Source organism: Aquisediminimonas profunda, from assembly GCF_019443285.1.
In the GTDB taxonomy this organism is placed as follows: domain Bacteria; phylum Pseudomonadota; class Alphaproteobacteria; order Sphingomonadales; family Sphingomonadaceae; genus Aquisediminimonas; species Aquisediminimonas profunda.
The window spans coordinates 2,642,887-2,660,297 of sequence record NZ_CP080327.1 but is presented as its reverse complement, the minus strand read 5'-3'; the positions used below and the strand labels follow the sequence as shown (position 1 = coordinate 2,660,297).

16 protein-coding genes are annotated in these 17,411 nt (G+C 55.6%); 10 read left to right on the top strand and 6 right to left on the bottom strand.

Features of this window, described 5'->3' with window-relative positions:
* Nucleotide 1: 1 nt before the first annotated feature.
* The 4 genes from scpA to K0O24_RS13180 are packed head-to-tail and all read left to right on the top strand — an operon-like array spanning nt 2 to nt 5,848.
* A complete protein-coding gene (gene scpA / locus K0O24_RS13195) occupies nt 2-2,134 on the top strand; it encodes a methylmalonyl-CoA mutase (RefSeq protein WP_219893185.1) in 2,133 nt (710 codons plus the stop codon).
* On the top strand, nt 2,131-3,405 hold the full coding sequence (locus tag K0O24_RS13190) for an O-acetylhomoserine aminocarboxypropyltransferase (protein ID WP_219893184.1): 1,275 nt from the start codon (nt 2,131-2,133) through the stop codon (nt 3,403-3,405). Before scpA ends, K0O24_RS13190 begins: the two co-directional genes overlap by 4 nt.
* A gap of 19 nt (nt 3,406-3,424) precedes the next feature.
* Entirely contained in the window at nt 3,425-5,407 is a 1,983-nt protein-coding gene (locus tag K0O24_RS13185; RefSeq protein WP_219893183.1) for an acetyl-CoA carboxylase biotin carboxylase subunit, read from the top strand.
* Nucleotides 5,408-5,443: 36 nt separating this feature from the next.
* Complete coding sequence (locus K0O24_RS13180; protein WP_219893182.1) at nt 5,444-5,848, top strand: MAPEG family protein; 405 nt, start codon at nt 5,444-5,446, stop codon at nt 5,846-5,848.
* On the opposite strand, the gene K0O24_RS13175 is transcribed toward K0O24_RS13180, so the two are convergent.
* The gene (locus K0O24_RS13175; protein WP_219893181.1) at nt 5,845-6,615 is read right to left on the bottom strand and encodes a cyclase family protein; all 771 of its coding nucleotides are present in this window, start codon (nt 6,613-6,615) and stop codon (nt 5,845-5,847) included. The genes K0O24_RS13180 and K0O24_RS13175 overlap by 4 nt on opposite strands.
* Before the next feature lie 62 nt (nt 6,616-6,677).
* On the opposite strand from K0O24_RS13175, the gene K0O24_RS13170 reads away from it, so the two are divergent.
* Complete coding sequence (locus K0O24_RS13170; protein ID WP_219893180.1) at nt 6,678-7,856, top strand: acetyl-CoA C-acyltransferase; 1,179 nt, start codon at nt 6,678-6,680, stop codon at nt 7,854-7,856.
* On the opposite strand, the gene K0O24_RS13165 is transcribed toward K0O24_RS13170, so the two are convergent.
* Genes K0O24_RS13165 through K0O24_RS13150 form a run of 4 tightly spaced genes read right to left on the bottom strand, consistent with a single transcriptional unit; the run spans nt 7,839 to nt 10,987 of the window.
* The gene (locus K0O24_RS13165; protein ID WP_246611008.1) at nt 7,839-9,002 is read right to left on the bottom strand and encodes a CaiB/BaiF CoA transferase family protein; all 1,164 of its coding nucleotides are present in this window, start codon (nt 9,000-9,002) and stop codon (nt 7,839-7,841) included. The genes K0O24_RS13170 and K0O24_RS13165 overlap by 18 nt on opposite strands.
* On the bottom strand, nt 8,995-9,570 hold the full coding sequence (locus tag K0O24_RS13160) for a GNAT family N-acetyltransferase (protein ID WP_246611007.1): 576 nt from the start codon (nt 9,568-9,570) through the stop codon (nt 8,995-8,997). Before K0O24_RS13160 ends, K0O24_RS13165 begins: the two co-directional genes overlap by 8 nt.
* Nucleotides 9,567-10,631: an alpha/beta fold hydrolase gene (locus tag K0O24_RS13155; RefSeq protein ID WP_219893179.1), complete on the bottom strand. Its 1,065-nt coding sequence runs from the start codon at nt 10,629-10,631 to the stop codon at nt 9,567-9,569. Before K0O24_RS13155 ends, K0O24_RS13160 begins: the two co-directional genes overlap by 4 nt.
* On the bottom strand, nt 10,628-10,987 hold the full coding sequence (locus tag K0O24_RS13150) for a poly(R)-hydroxyalkanoic acid synthase subunit PhaE (RefSeq protein ID WP_219893178.1): 360 nt from the start codon (nt 10,985-10,987) through the stop codon (nt 10,628-10,630). Before K0O24_RS13150 ends, K0O24_RS13155 begins: the two co-directional genes overlap by 4 nt.
* Nucleotides 10,988-11,178: 191 nt before the next feature.
* Here K0O24_RS13150 and K0O24_RS13145 point away from each other — a divergent pair, with 191 nt between their 5' ends.
* The 5 genes from K0O24_RS13145 to K0O24_RS13125 all read left to right on the top strand — a co-directional run bounded on the left by K0O24_RS13145 (nt 11,179) and on the right by K0O24_RS13125 (nt 15,092).
* A complete protein-coding gene (locus tag K0O24_RS13145) occupies nt 11,179-12,516 on the top strand; it encodes a porin (RefSeq protein ID WP_219893177.1) in 1,338 nt (445 codons plus the stop codon).
* Nucleotides 12,517-12,648: 132 nt separating this feature from the next.
* Entirely contained in the window at nt 12,649-13,167 is a 519-nt protein-coding gene (locus K0O24_RS13140) for an FMN-binding protein (RefSeq protein WP_219893176.1), read from the top strand.
* Nucleotides 13,160-14,005 carry an FAD:protein FMN transferase gene (locus tag K0O24_RS13135; protein WP_219893175.1) on the top strand — a complete coding sequence of 282 codons (846 nt, stop codon included), beginning with the start codon at nt 13,160-13,162 and terminating at the stop codon, nt 14,003-14,005. Before K0O24_RS13140 ends, K0O24_RS13135 begins: the two co-directional genes overlap by 8 nt.
* 50 nt (nt 14,006-14,055) lie before the next feature.
* Nucleotides 14,056-14,496, top strand: coding sequence for a hypothetical protein (locus tag K0O24_RS13130; protein WP_219893174.1), 441 nt, complete (start codon nt 14,056-14,058; stop codon nt 14,494-14,496).
* A 68-nt stretch (nt 14,497-14,564) separates the two neighbouring features.
* Nucleotides 14,565-15,092, top strand: coding sequence for a hypothetical protein (locus tag K0O24_RS13125; protein WP_219893173.1), 528 nt, complete (start codon nt 14,565-14,567; stop codon nt 15,090-15,092).
* Between the two features lie 8 nt (nt 15,093-15,100).
* Here the strand turns inward: K0O24_RS13125 and K0O24_RS13120 are convergent, their stop codons facing one another.
* Nucleotides 15,101-17,398, bottom strand: coding sequence for a putative bifunctional diguanylate cyclase/phosphodiesterase (locus K0O24_RS13120; RefSeq protein ID WP_219893172.1), 2,298 nt, complete (start codon nt 17,396-17,398; stop codon nt 15,101-15,103).
* Between the last annotated feature and the right edge of the window lie 13 nt (nt 17,399-17,411).

The following is a 17,411-nucleotide window of genomic DNA, read 5'->3' as shown; positions in this document are numbered from 1 at the left end:
TATGGCAAACATCGAAGCGTGGACGGCAGCCGCGGCCAAGGAGGTCAAAGGCAAGGACCTGACCTGGCACACGCCGGAAGGGATCGCGGTCAAGCCGCTTTATACCGAAGTCGACGCTCAGGATCCGGGCTTGCCCGGATTTGCGCCGTTCACGCGTGGCGTTCGTGCCTCAATGTATGCCGGACGGCCTTGGACGATCCGTCAATATGCGGGCTTTTCAACCGCGGAAGAGTCCAACGCCTTTTACCGGCGAAACCTTGCTGCCGGGCAAAAGGGGCTGTCGGTCGCGTTCGATCTGGCTACGCATCGCGGCTATGACAGCGATCATCCGCGCGTTGTCGGCGATGTGGGCAAGGCCGGGGTTGCGATCGACTCCGTTGAAGACATGAAAATCCTTTTCGACGGGATACCGCTCGACCAGATGTCGGTCAGCATGACTATGAATGGAGCGGTAATCCCGATCCTTGCCTTCTTCATTGTTGCCGGAGAGGAGCAGGGTGTTGCTCAAGCCCAGCTCGACGGGACTATTCAGAACGATATCCTGAAGGAATTCATGGTTCGGAATACCTATATTTATCCACCCGAGCCTTCGATGCGGATTGTTTCAGATATCATCGCATATACGTCGGATAATATGCCGAAATTCAATAGTATTTCCATTTCCGGATATCACATGCACGAAGCCGGGGCGACGGCGGTGCAGGAACTGGCTTTCACCATTGCCGATGGCAAGGAATATGTGCAACGCGCCATGGCAAGCGGGCTTGATATCGACGCCTTTGCCGGGCGGCTAAGTTTCTTTTTCGGCATCGGAATGAACTTCTTCATGGAAGTTGCGAAGCTTCGCGCTGCGCGCACACTTTGGCATCGGGTCATGGATGGACTTGGCGCCAAGGACGAGCGTTCCAAGATGCTGCGCACCCATTGCCAGACATCTGGCGTGTCGCTGCAGGAGCAGGACCCCTACAACAACGTCATTCGCACCACGATCGAAGCGATGGCTGCAACATTGGGTGGCACGCAATCGCTGCACACCAATGCTCTGGACGAAGCCATTGCCCTGCCCACGGACTTTTCGGCGCGTATTGCACGCAACACGCAAATCGTTCTGGCCGAAGAAAGCGGGATCACCAAAGTCGTCGATCCCCTGGGCGGGTCTTATTACGTCGAGGCTCTGACCAGCGAGCTCGTGGATCGGGCCTGGGCGATCATACAGGAGATCGATGCCCTTGGCGGAATGACGAAGGCTGTGGCTACAGGCATGCCAAAGCGAGTCATCGAGGAGGCAGCCGCTGCCCGGCAGGCGCGTGTAGACAAGGCGGAAGATGTCATTGTCGGCGTCAACAAGTACAAGCTTGCGAATGAAGAGCATCTCGACACCCTCGAAGTCGACAATGCCAAGGTTCGCGAAGGCCAGATCGCACGTATCAAAGCGGTGAAGGCGTCCCGGGATGCTGGAGCCTGCGCAGCAGCGCTCGCAGCTCTTTCAGCCGGCGCCCGCGGGGGGAAGAACGTCCTCGCACTGGCAGTCGACGCGGCGCGCGCACGGGCAACGCTTGGCGAAATTTCGGACGCGCTGGAGTCGGCTTTTGGCCGATACGCCACGACGCCGACGCCGGTCACGGGGATTTACGGCAAGGCTTATGCGAACGATGCCCGTTATGCTCTTGTGGTGGACGGCGTCGATGCCATCAGCCGCCGCCTGGGCCGAAAGCCCAGATTGCTTGTCGCAAAGATGGGTCAGGACGGCCATGATCGCGGGGCAAACGTGATCGCGTCTGCATTTACCGACATGGGTTTTGAAACCATCTCCGGCCCGCTGTTCCAGACGCCGGAAGAGACGCTGGCGCTCGCGCTTGAGAAGGATGTGGACGCGATTGGTGCTTCATCGCTCGCTGCTGGCCACAAGACCCTGATTCCGGAATTGCTTCGTCTCCTGCGCGAAGCAGGACGCAGTGACATCAAGGTTTTCGCCGGCGGTGTCATTCCGCCGCAGGACTATGAATTCCTGCGCAATGCCGGGGTTGTCGGCATCTATGGGCCGGGAACAAATGTTGTCGAATGTGCCGGCGATGTCTTGCGGCTTCTTGGCCACAATATGCCGCCACTTGAAATTGAGGGGAAAGCCGCATGACGCAAAAACTTGAAACGCTCACCATCCACGCCGGTTGCGAACCAGATCCGACCACCAACGCGCGGATCACGCCGATCTACCAGACGGCGAGCTATGTCTTTGATAGTGCGGAACATGCAGCAAATCTGTTTGCCCTCAGGGAATTCGGGAACATTTACACCCGGATCATGAACCCGACCAACGCTGCACTCGAAGGCAAGATTGCGGCGCTGGAAGGAGGCGTTGGCGCGCTTGCAGTAGCATCAGGCCATGCAGCCCAACTGCTCGTCTTTCATACACTCATGGAGACTGGATGCGAAATCGTCGCGGCCAAGAAACTCTATGGTGGGTCGCTGAACCAGTTGGCCCATGCGTTTGCCAAGTTCGGGTGGAAGGCTGTGTTCGTTGATGCAGACGATCCAGCCAATGTTGCGGCTGCAATTACCGAAAAGACTCGTGCCGTGTTCATCGAAAGCCTCGCCAATCCAGGTGGCGTTGTGCAGGACATTGCGGCCATCGCCAAGGTTGCTCACGACGCTGGGGTGCCGCTGGTCGTCGACAACACAATGGCCACGCCAATGCTTTGTCGCCCGTTTGAACACGGTGCAGACATTATCGTCCATTCAGCAACCAAGTTTCTGAACGGTCACGGAAATTCGATCGGTGGCCTGATTGTGGACTCCGGCAAGTTCGACTGGAAGGCCAGCGACAAGTTCCCGACATTGACAGCGCCAAACCCTTCCTATCACGGCGCTGTGCTTGCTGATGCGGTGGGGCCAATCGCGTTCATCATTGCATGCCGGGTGATCGGGCTGCGAGACCTTGGCCCGTCAATGGCGCCGATGAACGCGTTCCTTGCGTTGACCGGCATGGAAACATTGGCTCTCCGCATGGAACGGCACTGCTCGAATGCGTTGCACCTCGCGAAGTGGCTGCAGAACCACCCCAAGGTTGCGTGGGTCAGCTACGCCGGGCTTGCTGAAGATCCCTACCACCAGCTTGCCCAGCGCTATCTCGGCGGCAAGGCTGGCGCCGTGTTCACCTTCGGCGTGAAGGGCGGCTATGAGGCGGGAGTGAAGCTTGTGTCTTCGGTCAAGCTGTTAAGCCATCTTGCCAACATCGGCGACACCCGTTCGCTGATCATCCACCCGGCCTCGACGACGCACAGCCAGTTGGGCGAGGAGGAACTTGCTGCTGCCGGGGCAGGGGCAGATGTTGTGCGCGTCTCCGTCGGGATAGAGCATATCGACGATATCGTTGCGGATCTGGCACAGGCGCTGGAACAGATTTGATTCACGGAAAGCACATCACATGTTCAAGAAAATCCTGATCGCCAATCGCGGCGAGATTGCTTGCCGCATTATCCGCACGGCGAAGAAAATGGGCATTGCGACTGTTGCAGTCTATTCCGATGCCGATGCGCGCAGCCCATTCGTGCTCATGGCGGATGAGGCAGTCCATATTGGTCCATCGCCAGCGGCCCAATCCTATCTCCTCGCCGACAAGATCATCGCAGCATGCAAGCAAACCGGGGCCGAAGCGGTCCATCCGGGTTATGGCTTTCTCTCGGAGCGCACCAGTTTTGCCGAGGCGCTGGCTGCAGAGGGTATCGCATTCATTGGCCCCCCTCCTGGCGCGATTGCCGCCATGGGCGACAAGATCGAATCCAAGAAGCTGGCGCTGGAAGCGGGCGTCAATGTGGTCCCGGGTTTTGTCGGCGAGATTGACGATACCGAGCATGCGGTCCGTATTGCTGAAGAAATCGGCTATCCAGTGATGATGAAAGCATCTGCCGGCGGTGGCGGCAAAGGGATGCGGCTGGCCTATAGCGAGAAGGATGTTCGCGAAGGATTTGAAGCAACCAAGCGCGAAGGCTTAAACAGTTTCGGCGACGATCGGGTTTTCATTGAAAAATTCATCCTCAATCCGCGCCACATCGAAATTCAGATCCTTGGCGACCAGCACGGAAACATTCTCTATCTCAACGAGAGGGAATGTTCGATTCAGCGTCGCCATCAGAAAGTTGTCGAAGAAGCGCCATCGCCGTTTGTTACGCCGAAAATGCGCAAGGCAATGGGGGAACAATGCGTCGCCCTTGCGCGTGCCGTCGGCTATTTCAGCGCAGGCACGGTCGAACTGATTGTCTCAGGCGCGGATCCGACGGGCGAGAGTTTCTATTTTCTAGAAATGAATACACGTCTCCAGGTTGAGCATCCGGTGACCGAGTGCATTACCGGCATTGATCTGGTCGAACAGATGATCCGTGTTGCGAATGGCGAAAAGCTCTCATTCACACAGGAGGATGTAGCTCTTAAGGGATGGGCAATCGAAAACCGCGTCTATGCCGAAGACCCCTATCGCGGATTTCTGCCGTCGACTGGCCGACTTGTCCGCTATAATCCACCTGTTGAGGGAGACGGTGTCCGGGTTGACGATGGCGTTGCAGAAGGCGGTGAGGTTTCGATCTACTATGATCCGATGATTGCAAAGCTCGTCACCTATGGGGACACACGGGAAGAGGCGATAGATCGGCAAATTCTGGCGCTTGATCAGTTCGAAATTCAGGGGTTGGGACACAATATCGATTTTCTGTCTGCAATCATGCAGCACGAACGGTTCCGGTCTGGAGAGTTGACCACAGGCTTCATTGCCGAAGAATATCCGGAAGGATTTGGTGGAGCGCCTGCATCACCAGAGCTGCTGCGTTCCCTGGCAGCGATCGCCGCCTTTGCCGCAACTGCCGAAGCGGATCGCGCAAGAAGAGTCGATGGGCAACTGGGCAAACGCTTGAGACCGCCATCCGCATGGCAGGTGCTGATCGGCGGCATTGCGCACGACGTTAGCTTGTCAGGCGACGAGGTCACAGTGGACGGCGAGACGCTTGATCTTGCGATGGAATACACGCCGGGCGATCGGATCGTTGATGCAGAGATCGACGGCAAACCTCTTGCCGTAAAGATTGCAAAATCCCGGACAGGATTCGCCCTGACGACAAGGGGTGCGAGCCACAAGGTTCGGGTGCTCCCGGCACATGTTGCGCCCCTTGCTGCGCACATGATCGAGAAAATCCCGCCGGATTTGTCGCGCTTTCTCCTGTGCCCGATGCCCGGGCTGCTTGTCGCGCTTCATGTCAACGAAGGCGACAAGGTGGAGGCCGGGCAGCCGCTTGCAGTCGTCGAAGCGATGAAGATGGAAAACATCCTTCGGGCCGAAAAGGCAGGCGTGGTAAAATCGGTCAACGCGTCAACTGGAGAAAGCCTTGCAGTAGATGCGGTCATCTTGGAAATGGAGTAACGATAGTCAGGCGCAATTGATGGGAAGGAAATGGCAATGGCATTACCGATTACAGCCGCGACGGCAGCAAGCTGTGCACTCCTGCTGCTTATCACGGCGATCGATACCGTTCGCCAGCGCATGCAATCCAAGACGGCCTTTGGCGACGGAAATGGCAACGCCAGACTGATCAGTGCCAGCCGGAGCCACGGAAACCTTGCAGAACACGCCCCGCTTGCGATCATCATGATCGCACTTCTTGAGCCGTCCGCAGACCCTCGCATACTCGGTGCCGTGGCGGCCGTGTTCGTATTTGCCCGCATCTGTCATATCTTCGGCCTCTATGCACCCATGAGCACGGAGCCGCCGCTCGGGCGAAAAATTGGGGTTATCGGAACCTGGCTGACCTATGCCGTCTTGATCGCCTGGACCTTGTATGCGGTTGCGCGGGTCGGCAATTAGTCAATCAGTGCGACGGCTCTGATCCAGCCAGCACTGGCCCGTGCAATTTTCACCGGGAAGCAGGACAGGGTGAAGCCAGATGATGGCAGCGACGCGAGGTTGGCGAGTTTTTCGATCTGGTAATAGGGTTTGATCCGTCCCGCCTTGTGACCCTCCCAGATAATCGAAGGATCGCGATCTTTGGCCCACCGTTTTGCTGTGTGGCTGAACGGTGCGTCCCAGCTCCATGCATCTGTGCCAACGACCATGACACCCCGTTCGGTGAGATACAGGGTTGCCTCGGCTCCCATGCCGCATCCCTGATCAATGAAGTTTTCGGTGCCGTAAATGGCGCCGGACTGAACCAGCACAATATCAAGCGGCTTCAACTCATGACCGATCCTTGCAAGCTCAGCTTCGACTTCAGCTGCCGAAACCACATGTCCGTGAGGACGATCGGAAAAGTCGAGCTTGACGCCCGGTTTGAAGAACAAGTCTAGCGGGGCCTCGTCAATCGAAGGGGCAGGCATTGCCCCGCTGTTGGTTGTCGAATGAAAGTGCCAGGGCGCATCCATATGGGTGCCATTATGCGTGGACAGCGTCAGTTGCTCCACGGCCCACCCTTCGCCATCAGGCAGGTCGGCTCTCGTCAGGCCGGGGAAGAAGGACGCAATCTGCTGCCAGGTGGTATCATGGGTCATGTAAGTGACGCTTGGCCGCATCACATCAGGGTCGGAAATCACGTCGTTCGTGATTGGAATCGAGAGATCAATAAACCGTGTGGACATGATCAACACTTGCCATTTCGCAAAACTCAGGGAAAGCAGAGAATGTAGTTCTGGAGATCGCCATGCAAGACGCCGTCATCGTTTCCACCGCCCGTACGCCGATCGGTAAGGCGCATCGCGGGGCTCTCACTGACACGCATGGGTCTGACCTTGCGGCACATGTCATAACGGCGGCCTTGGAAAGGGCAGGCGTTGCTGGCGAAGAAGTCCATGACGTCTTGCTTGGCTCCGCGCATCCTGAAGGCGCAACCGGAAACAATATCGCCCGTGTTTCGGCGCTTCGCGCGGGTCTTCCTGTATCGGTTCCAGGGATGACTCTCGACCGGAAATGTTCCTCAGGCTTGCAGACGATAGCGATTGCGGCGCAGCGCATCATGTCGGGCGAGGATGGCATTTATGTGGCCGGCGGCCTCGACTCGGTCTCGCTTGTTTTGCCAAACAAGAATCTCAAGCACTATCATTCGGACTGGGTGAAGGAACATCATCCCGATCTGATGTTGCCGATGATAGATACGGCTGAAAATGTCTCAAAACGCTACGGCGTTACCCGTGAAATGCAGGATGAATATGGTGCGCAATCGCAGCAGCGCGTCTCTGCCGCATTCGAGGCAGGCAGGCTTGCTGATGAAATCGTGCCCATAACCGTCACCAAGAAGTTCAAGGACAAGGACGGCAACGTAACGGCTGAAGAAACCGTTACTCTGGACCGGGACGAGGGAATGCGACCCGGCACAACCTTTGAGAGCATTTCAGGACTGAAGCCAGTTTATGAGGGCGGCACAGTAACGGCTGGAAACGCCAGCCAATTGTCCGATGGCGCCAGCGTTTGTGTAGTTATGTCTGCCAAAGAGGCCGCGCGCCGCAATCTCACTCCGATGGGCGCCTTTCGGGGCTTTGCGGTTGCTGGTTGCGAGCCGGACGAAATGGGAATCGGACCGGTGTTCGCGGTTCCCAAACTGCTTGAGCGACACGGCCTTCGCGTGAACGACATTGATCTTTGGGAATTGAATGAGGCCTTTGCCGTTCAGGTTCTCTATTGCAGGGACCATTTGGGCATCGATAATGACAAACTCAACGTCGATGGCGGGGCCATTGCAATCGGTCACCCATTCGGCATGTCGGGATCACGCCTTACTGGACATGCGTTGATTGAAGGAAGGCGTCGTGGTGCCAAAAGGGCTGTGATCACGATGTGCATTGGTGGCGGGATGGGCGCCGCCGGATTATTCGAGATCTTCTAGCTCGCGTCTTAAATCCGCGCCGTCTTGGTCAAGCGCAGGGGAAAAGCCTAGTACCCTGTCCTTGTCCGCACTGAATCTGATGGGTGGTGTGAGCTGATGGTAACGGCCCTCAGTCGGGTGCTCCCGAATGGCTGCATAGCCTGTCGCGATCAGATGGGGATCGTCGAAAATTTTCGCAAGATCGCGCACGGGCATTGCTGGAAACTCTGCAGCTACAAAGATTTCCATCCATTGGGCAGTCGTCTTGGCCGGCGTCAGTCGCGCAATTTCCTCATAGAGCGCTGTCGCATTTCTGAACCGTTCAACCGGGCCGGCAAATTCTGGCTTGGACAAAACTTCCGGACCGCCGAGCAGGTCAAATAGCTGGCCCATCTTGGCGTCGGTATAGGGAACCAGCGAAATATAGCCGTCGGCGGTTGGGAAAGGCTGGCGGCCAGGGTCGAGTTGCCGATAATACCCAAACGATCCCACGGGCGGATCAAAGGTCGCACCTTGCATATGTTCGGTGAGGTTGAACGTCGCAAATGCTTCAAACATGGGCACTTCTACATGCTGCCCTTCACCGGTCCGCAATTTGTGAATCAAAGCTGCCAGCATGGCCTGAGCGCCATAATGACCCGCGACCTTGTCAGCTATCAATGAGGGCAAGTAGCGCGGCCTCGGGTTGCCATCCGCGCGAGGCAATAAAGTTGCAACCCCGGTCGCTGCTTGAATGACGTCATCATACGCCTGCAGATCGCGGTACGGCCCATTCTGTCCAAACCCCGTGCAATGGAGATAGATGATGTCAGGCTTCAGTTCCTTGACGGCTTCATAGCCGAAACCAAGCTTTGTAATCGCCTTTCCGCGAACGTTGTGAATGAAAATGTCTGCGGTCTTTAGAAGCTTGCGCATCAGCGCTGCGTCCTCGGCAGACTTGAGATCGAGCTGAATTGATTTCTTGCCCCGATTGAGCGTCATGTGCATCGCGCCCATTCCGCGAGTCTTGACGTGCTTTCCAATGAAGCGCGACGTTTCTCCGCCTGGCGGCTCTACTTTGATTACTTCAGCGCCCATGTCGGCAAGCATTTGTGTGGCATATGGCCCAAACACGACGCTCGAGAGATCGACGATCCTAATACCTTCAAGCATCATTGTCTTAGCCATCAGACAAGCCAAATGCGCTGTGCTGAGCTTCCATATGAGCGACATCAAGGCTCAAGATGGCAAGGTCATGGACATTGCCATCTCGATCACGGACGTGGTCACGCAACATCGCTTCACCGCGAAAGCCCATCTCTTCGAACAGCGAGATTGCGCCGCGCTGGTCCGGGGTCATGCGGGCCATAAGCTTTTCAGCGCCGCTTTCCACTGCCGTAGCGAAGCTTTGCTGCAGGAGGATTCGTCCCAGGCCCTTTCCGCGCATTTCTTCTGAAATGAGGATGCGTATTTCTGAAACATGGGCCGACCAACCCATAGGGTCGCGCACGATTGCGGTCGCGCCAACCACTTTGTCGCCATCCAGTGCAACAAGACTGCTGATCTCGCCATCGGCGATTGAATCGAGCCATGCACTGATCACCTTGGGATGCTGAATGTCACGGGCCAGAAAGAGCAAGTCGTGCGACGGCAGCGACTGAGCAAAGGCCTTTACGGCGCCAAGATGCACGGCTTCAAATTGTGTCAGAATTATCGGAGTGCCATCGCAATCGACGGTCATTGGATAGTCCGTCAAAGGCTGCGCTCCTGCAGCCAGGAATCGAGTTGCGGCCAAAGCCGCTTGATCGCGTTTCCGCCTGCGATGAGGCTGACATGGCCGCCCTTCAAAACCACCTCCTGCTTGTCCTTCGAACCTATCATTGGCACCAGATGCCGGGACGCTTCATAAGGGACAATATGATCGTGCTCGGCCACTACGTGCATGAACGGGACTGTGATACTGCCTAGATCGACAGGTCGCCCTGCGATTTCCATCGTGCCTTCGAACAGCGCATTGTCCCACATCAGTTTCTCGGTAGTTTCCTTGAAATAGCGCCCGGCCAGAGGAAGCATGTCCGTCGCCCATCGGTCGAACATACGGTAGGACTTTACAAATTCATCGTTCCACAAATTGTCCCAGAGCCGGATGTTGCCGGCAATTCGGGCGCCAGGCCGAAGCAGATCGAACGCGGAATAAAGCATCTCGGCTGGGCAATTGCCGTATGTGGCAATCAACCTGTCTACTTCAAAAAATCGCTTGTCCGACCATGCCTGGAACATTTCCATGCCTTTGAAATTGACCGGGGTCGTAAACGTGACGAGGTTCTTGAGCGGGAGGCCCGGGTGAAGCGCAGCCCAAAGGAGAGACAAGACGCCGCCAAAGCAATAGCCGACAATGGTGAGATCTGGTTCGCCAGTTTCTTCAAGGACGCGGGATACACAACTCGGGAGGAAGTCCAGGACATAATCATCTAGACCAAGATGGCTCTCATCAATGCTCGGAGCCTCCCAATCGATCATGAATACGTCGAAGCCCGCCTTGAGAAGGAATTCCACAAGGCTTTGCCCGGGCACCATGTCAAAGATATAACCACGATTGGTCGTCGCCATGACGAGCAGTATGGGAACGCGATAAACTTCCTCGGACATGGGACGGTAGTGATAGAGACGCAATGTTCCGCGCGAAATGAGAGTGTCCTTCGGGCTCGCGCCAAGAACTGGGGCAGGGGAGGAGAAATAGCCTAATCCCTTGATGTTCCGCTGCATTGCCCTTTCAAATTCGGCTGCAGCGCGCTCAAGTATGTCCGCTTCGCTCATTTTTGTTTTTGAGGCGGCTGCTTCGTCCGCTTCGGCTTCGGCTTCGCATCGCTTGAAGCGGTTGTCGCGCCTAAGGCGGCCACAACACGGCTCAATTGGGCCTCAACTGCAGCAACTCTGGCGCTCAGGGTGGCAATGTCGTCGCGGCTAGGAATGTTCGCTGCCGCAAGAACTTTGGTCATGGCTTCTTGCACGGCTTGCTGGACCTGCAGCGAAATCGCGGTAACACCCTGCATTCCCTGAGCGAACTCACTCGTGCTGGCGATCTTGCCGCCATATTCGTTTGCAGCCTTTTCCCATTGGTTCACCATGTCACGAAACATGGAAAATGGGTCGGAAGTCGATTTGTCATTCATGAATATATGTTTCGCAGTTCTGCGGCGATCGTCAAGCAATTTGCCCACTGCGCTGCTGTGATTATGCGCATCACGGGCGGATGCGCAATTCTTCCAGCGGGGGAACGCGCGATATCTTTGCCACGCTGCAAATGCTATTGCGACTAGTTCGCATAAAGTCTAGCAAAGTTCGACTCGAAAAAGGGAAGATAATGACTCGATTTGTTGCCTTGTTTGCTGCCACGTCCCTCTCATGTGCGACACCTGCACTGGCCAGCGAAGCATCGCTCAAGGCAGAGATCGCAGCTTTAAAGGCGCAATTGGCTGTTCAGGCTGAGCAGCTTGCTCGGCTGGAAGCGGCAACGAAGGCGCTTGCACAAAGCCAAGCAGATACGAGTTCCAAAGTAGCGGCCATTCCAACAGGACTTCCAACTGAAGCGGCTCTGGCACCCGTTGAATCGGCAGCGGCAACTCCTGCAACCACCATCGGCGGTTATGGCGAGATTTCTTACAACAACTATCTCAAGAACTCGAGCCGCAATGAAGCTGATCTGAAGCGTTTCGTGCTGTTTTTTGGCCATCGGTTCAATGAAAGGCTCAGCTTCAACAGTGAAGTCGAAATCGAGCATGCGATTGCGAGCGCGGATGATCCGGGTGAAGTCGAGGTGGAGCAGGCATATCTGAGTTACGCCTTCAATCCCGCATTCAACGTCAAGGCCGGGCTCTTCCTGATGCCGTTTGGTTTCATTAACCGGAGCCATGAACCGCCAACGTTTTTTGGAGTTGAGCGCAACGAGGTCGAGACGCGCATCATTCCGTCGACTTACCGCGAAGGTGGCATCGGGATTTTTGGCACTACATCCTTTGGGCTTTCTTATGACGCCGGCATAACGACGGGGTTCAACATCGCCAAATTTGATGATGCAGGCAATCCGCTTGGCGGATCGCACCAGGAACTTGTTTTGGCCAAGGCTTCCAATCTGTCAGTGTATGGATCTCTTGAGTATCGCCCCGCTCCGGGTTTGCTCATCGGCGGCGCAATTTTTGCGGGCAACGCGACGCAAAAGAATGCCGATTTCAAGGCGGATACATCCCTTCCAGACTTTTCTGGCATCCAGTCTCGAGTGACGCTGTGGGACGTCCACGCACGTTGGCAGCCGGGACGTTTTGATTTCCAGGGGCTGTATGCCCGTGGGTCGATCAACAATGCGGCTGCGTTAAATGGTGTCATCACCGCCTACAACACAGACAACGGCGCCAATCGACCTCTGCTTCCATCGGCCTTCTACGGTTGGTTGGCGCAAGGTGCCTATGTCTTGCCGTTGGGCAATGATGTGACGCTCGCTCCATTTGTTCGCTATGAAAAATTCAATACACAATCGCGGTTGTCTGCCGGTGTTGTCGCCGATCTCGCGAATCGGGATAAGGTGCTGACAACGGGGCTGTCGTTCAAGCCGATTCCGGACGTAGTGATCAAAGCCGACTATCAGAAGTTTTTCACGAACAGCGAAAATGACCGGCTGAATTTTGGAATTGGATATCAGTTTTGAGCGCATGCATATTTCAGCCATTGCAACCTTGTTTACGCGCTGCGCCTTCCAAGTGACATCAATGAACTTGGATGACGTCTCAAAGGCCTGCATTGCATTGAGCAGTTCAAGCAATTCCTGGGAACGTCGCCAATGACGAAGAAATTTGTCCTGTTACCACTTTCCTTGGTAGCGATCGAAGCGCAGGCGACCGTCTACATGACGCCAGAACAGGCGCAATCGATAATGTTTCCGGGCGAAACTCTCCGGCCTAGCTTTCGAACGCTCGATGCCGGACAAATCCAAGCAATCCGCAAAGCATCTGGCGTTTCGCCTCTCAGTCGCCAGTTGAAGGCCTGGCGCGCATCAAGCGGAGGATGGCTGATTATAGACGAAGTTATCGGCAAGCACGAGTTTATAACCTATGCCGTTGCACTGAGTTCGACCGGTGTCTTGAAGTCGATGGAAATCCTGGACTACCGTGAAAGCTATGGCGGGCAAGTGCGCGATCCCCGTTGGCGCGCACAATTTGTGGGGAAGCGTGCTGGCAACCCGCTCCGTTCGGGCAGCGAGATCAAGACTATCTCTGGCGCGACTCTCTCTTCGACGCATGTAACAGACGGAGTCCGTCGACTGTTGGCAACCTATGCGATTGTGCTTGCTGGTGGCTGATCTGGAACTAATGGTCAGGCGTGCGCGCGCCTTACTTGGTACCTTTGTTGAAATCGCGCTTCCTGCAGGATCGGAAGGCTGTTTCGAAAGTGGATTTGAAGCAATCGGCCTCGTCCATGATCGCATGTCTTTTCACTCGAAAGACAGTGATGTTTCCCTCATCAATGCTGCTGAGCCGGGCAGGGTATTGGAGGTCGACGAACATTTCGTCCGGGTGCTCCGGATTGCTGAAGCGCTTCGCATCAGGACGCGGGGTCTGTTTGACATCGCCGTAGGTCGAGCACTTGTACGCGACGGGTTCCTGCCGCGCCCGGATAGAACAAATCTCTGCAATTTCACCGGAAATGCGACGGATATCGAGATTGTCGACGATCGGCGCCTGATGTGCAAGCGTCGCATCCTGATCGACCTGGGGGGCATTGCAAAAGGCTACGCCGTCGACTTGGCGGTCGCTGCCTTGCTGGAGTCTGGTGCAGATCGGGGCATTGTCAACGCAGGCGGAGACTTGCGTGTTTTTGGTCCGATCAGCCACGACATCCATATACGTAATGGAATTGGGCAGCTCGCCCACCCGACTTCTTTGCGTGATTGCGCGATCGCTACGTCATCAAACTATGCAAACAGGAAGAAATTGCGTGGGAAAGTCAGGACCCCACACAAAGGACCGTCCGGGCAGTCTGTGTTGATCGACGGAACAATTTCAGTCATTGCGCCAACATGCACGATTGCCGATGCCATGACTAAAGTTGCCATGACAGATGCTGCGTTGGCCAAAGCGCTTCTTGCCGATTACGGTGGGCATGTCATCAGCCATGCTTTTAAATCGACTGCACATTAATGCCGAATACTCGTTCAGCCAAACTTGCCCGATGGCAGACCAGGTTGCTGATGATCAGCGGAAGCATTCTTTGGCTAACTGGCGGCGCATGGCTTTATTTTCATTATTTCGGGCAGGTTGAAGGAGAATTTGGTCCAGAGGTCCATCCGCTGGAACCCTGGCTGATGCGGCTGCATGGGTTGGCCCTGATCCCTGCCCTGATGGGCGTTGGAGGACTCTTGGTCGCACATATTCCTAAAGGTTGGAACGACGTTCCTCAGCGCAATATTGGACTGGTGCTGTCCACACTTTTGGGCTTGATGATCCTTTCGGGCTACCTTTTGTACTATGTCGGCAATGACTTTGCTCGGAGCTTGACGAGCTTGGCGCATTGGTCTGTCGGGTTGGCAAGCCCTGCTTTCTTTCTTTGGCATTATAGGCGAGGAAAATCGACCAAGGCAAAGGGCACAAGGAAGCATCGTTCAGGACGCGCTGACAAAAGACCACATTGACGTTTGACCCGATAGTGCTTGAAACCTAATGTGTTCTCTTTAGGGGTTTTGCCGGAAAGGGGCGGGCAATGACAGATACGGATACTCCGCTGTTTACATTGCGCCAGGTTGCTGCTGCAACAGGCTGGAACCTTGGCACGATGCGAGACCATTTCGTCAAAGGTGTCTTTCCTTGGCATGAGGGCGACGGAAAGGCGAAAGCGGCAGGATCTACGAGCCTTCTGTCGCTCCGAGCTGCGATACGCCTGGGCATAGCATATCAGCTTTGGCGGTTAGGCGTGTCGCCACGTGATGCGTTCAGGGCAGCAACAACCTTCACGGACTTCGGCACAGCACCGACAAGCAATGAATTCCGCCTGTCTCGGCTGCCCGGTCACATATTTTCTGACGGCTACGACACAATCTTGCTTTGGCGAAAAGGAGAGGGCGCTCGCGTCATGCCTACGGATGAGGGAGGGTTTGTGAATATCAATCAGTTCATATGCGCACCCTTTGGCGGGAAGTCCGGACCGGTTGTTTTGGTGCGCGTGGAAGATGTGGTTGAGTCAGTCATGGCGTCGCTTGCGCCCGACGGGAAGCTGCCCGAGCGCAGCTGATTCAAGGATCAGGCTTTAAGCCTGTTGTACGGCGACCAGCCCATATCCGAATCCTGAATGCCAAAATACTGCTCGACCTCATGCGCAAGGAGTGGCGGAGAAAGCAGGTAGCCCTGAAGGTGGGTACATCCGGCCCTTTGAGCAAGGTTGAACTGCTCTTCGGATTCTATGCCTTCCGCGACGACCTCAAGGCCCAACTGTCGACCGATGGCAATCGCGCCTTCGAATACCGCAATTGCTCGCTTGTCCGCTTCCGCTCCACCAAGGAGGGACCGGTCCAGCTTGACACGATCAAGCGGGAAGGTCTGAAGGAAGGAGAGCGAGGCATACCCTGTCCCGAAATCATCGAGCGCGACGCGAAAGCCGATTGCACGCAGCGATTGCAAGATGAGGTTGGCCTTGCCGCTGTCATCGATTGCAATGCCTTCGGTGATTTCGAAGGTGATCCGATTGGGGGCAATGCCATGTTCGCGGCACCCGTTTCGCACGAAGCGAAGCAGCTCGTTGGAACGCAGTTCGCGCGGAGACAAGTTTATGGAGACATGCATGTCTGGCCATTTTTTGAGTTGCTGCAGCACCATCCCGAAAACCTTCTGGCCCAATGCCACAATCAGATTCGACTGTTCGGCAACCTGAACAAAGGCCTCTGGTGCCAGTTCACCCAGCTGTGGGTGACGCCATCGAATAAGCGCTTCCACCTCATTGCCATTATTTGAACCAATGGCATGAACAGGCTGGTAAGCCATGTAAAGGTCGCCATTTTCTATTGCATCTTGCAAATCCCGCTCGATCAAACGCCTTGCCCGAGCCGCGTTAGACATTTGCGAAGAGTAGATGACACCTTGACGTCGGCCGCGCGATTTGGCCTCGTAAAGAGCAGTATCTGCATTGCGCAGAACGTCAGTCGGCTTGGCATCGGGACGTGTTACTGCATAGATTCCAAGCGAAGCCGATGAGAGGATCCTATAGGGCCCGAGTTGGAAGGGCGCCTCGAACAGTTTTCCTAGGCGCCGTTTCAGGCTGCTCGCGTCGCAATCTACGCGCGGCGAGGTCATGACGGCGAATTCATCTCCGCCCAGACGCGCCACAATCCCGTCACCGCCAATTTCATCTTTAAGCCGCTCGCTGACGGCCTCGATCAGGCGGTCCCCGGTCTCATGACCATAGGTGTCATTGATCTCTTTGAATCGATCGATGTCAACGAGCGCTACAACAAATGGTCGCGCCTCGCCCGCGCATTGTTGCTTAAGTCGGTCATGAAACGCGCGACGATTTGGCAGCTTGCTTACCTGATCTTCATAGGCGAGCCGCCTCGCTTCCTCTGCCGTGAACCGCAAGCGGCCAGCCAGCATTGTGATCTTGCCGACAAAATAATGCCCTGCCAGCACACAGCTGACCGTCAGGAGGAGAAGCACCGGCAACAAGTAGGACAAGAACGCCTTGCCAGGCATTTGCTGCTTCCAGGCAAGTGAACCAATGGACTTGCCATTGTCGGCTTCCAACTCAATGAGCCCATCATCCGCGGCGGAACTGCCGACAACAAGCCGAAGATCTGAAACATTTATGTCGTTTCCAATCTTTGCAAGACGTTGGGCGTTCAGGCGCTTGACGGAGATAATGATCGGTGGATTTGCACTCCGGAGCTTCAGATTGGTCGTTGGCGTAAAGGTCATGGCACTAACAACTGCCGGCTCGCCTGCGAACTGCAGGATATTGGCACCCGCGCGCAAAGTCGCTGCACCTTCAAGAGCGCCATCGGTGGATTCTTGAGAGGCAAAATTGCCATCGCGCTTAGTCCAATGCCGGCGCGCACCGCCGCGAATCTCGTTTAGAATAGGATCTGCAGCGGCAATTGCCTGAGTGGCAGAAAGAGTGCCCGGGATTCTTTCGTGCTGATAGATGATATGCCCAGTGCCATCCTGAATGATGACAAGATCATGGCCGTAAGTACCCGTAAGGTAACTTCCAATTTCTTCGTCAATCCACCCAAGGTCCTTCCTTGGTATGCGTTCGAGCGGCTCGTCCCACAAGGCAACGCTCTTCTGCTCATCGAGCGTTTTGACAACAATGCGGTCGATCTCTTTTTCGATGATTCCGGATTCAATGCTCAATGCAGCCGAATTCATGGCTATTCCTGCATACACGGCGCCGATAATCACTGCGATCGCAAGTCCCATGAGGATCGCAGTGATCCTCAGCGCGAGTTTGCGATCGGCTCCATGTGCCAATCTCACGATCTTGGTCTGGACAGAAATTTCGACTGCTCCCGCTTTGCCGGTAAATGCATTTACGACACTGGTGAGCATTGTTTTAATTTGG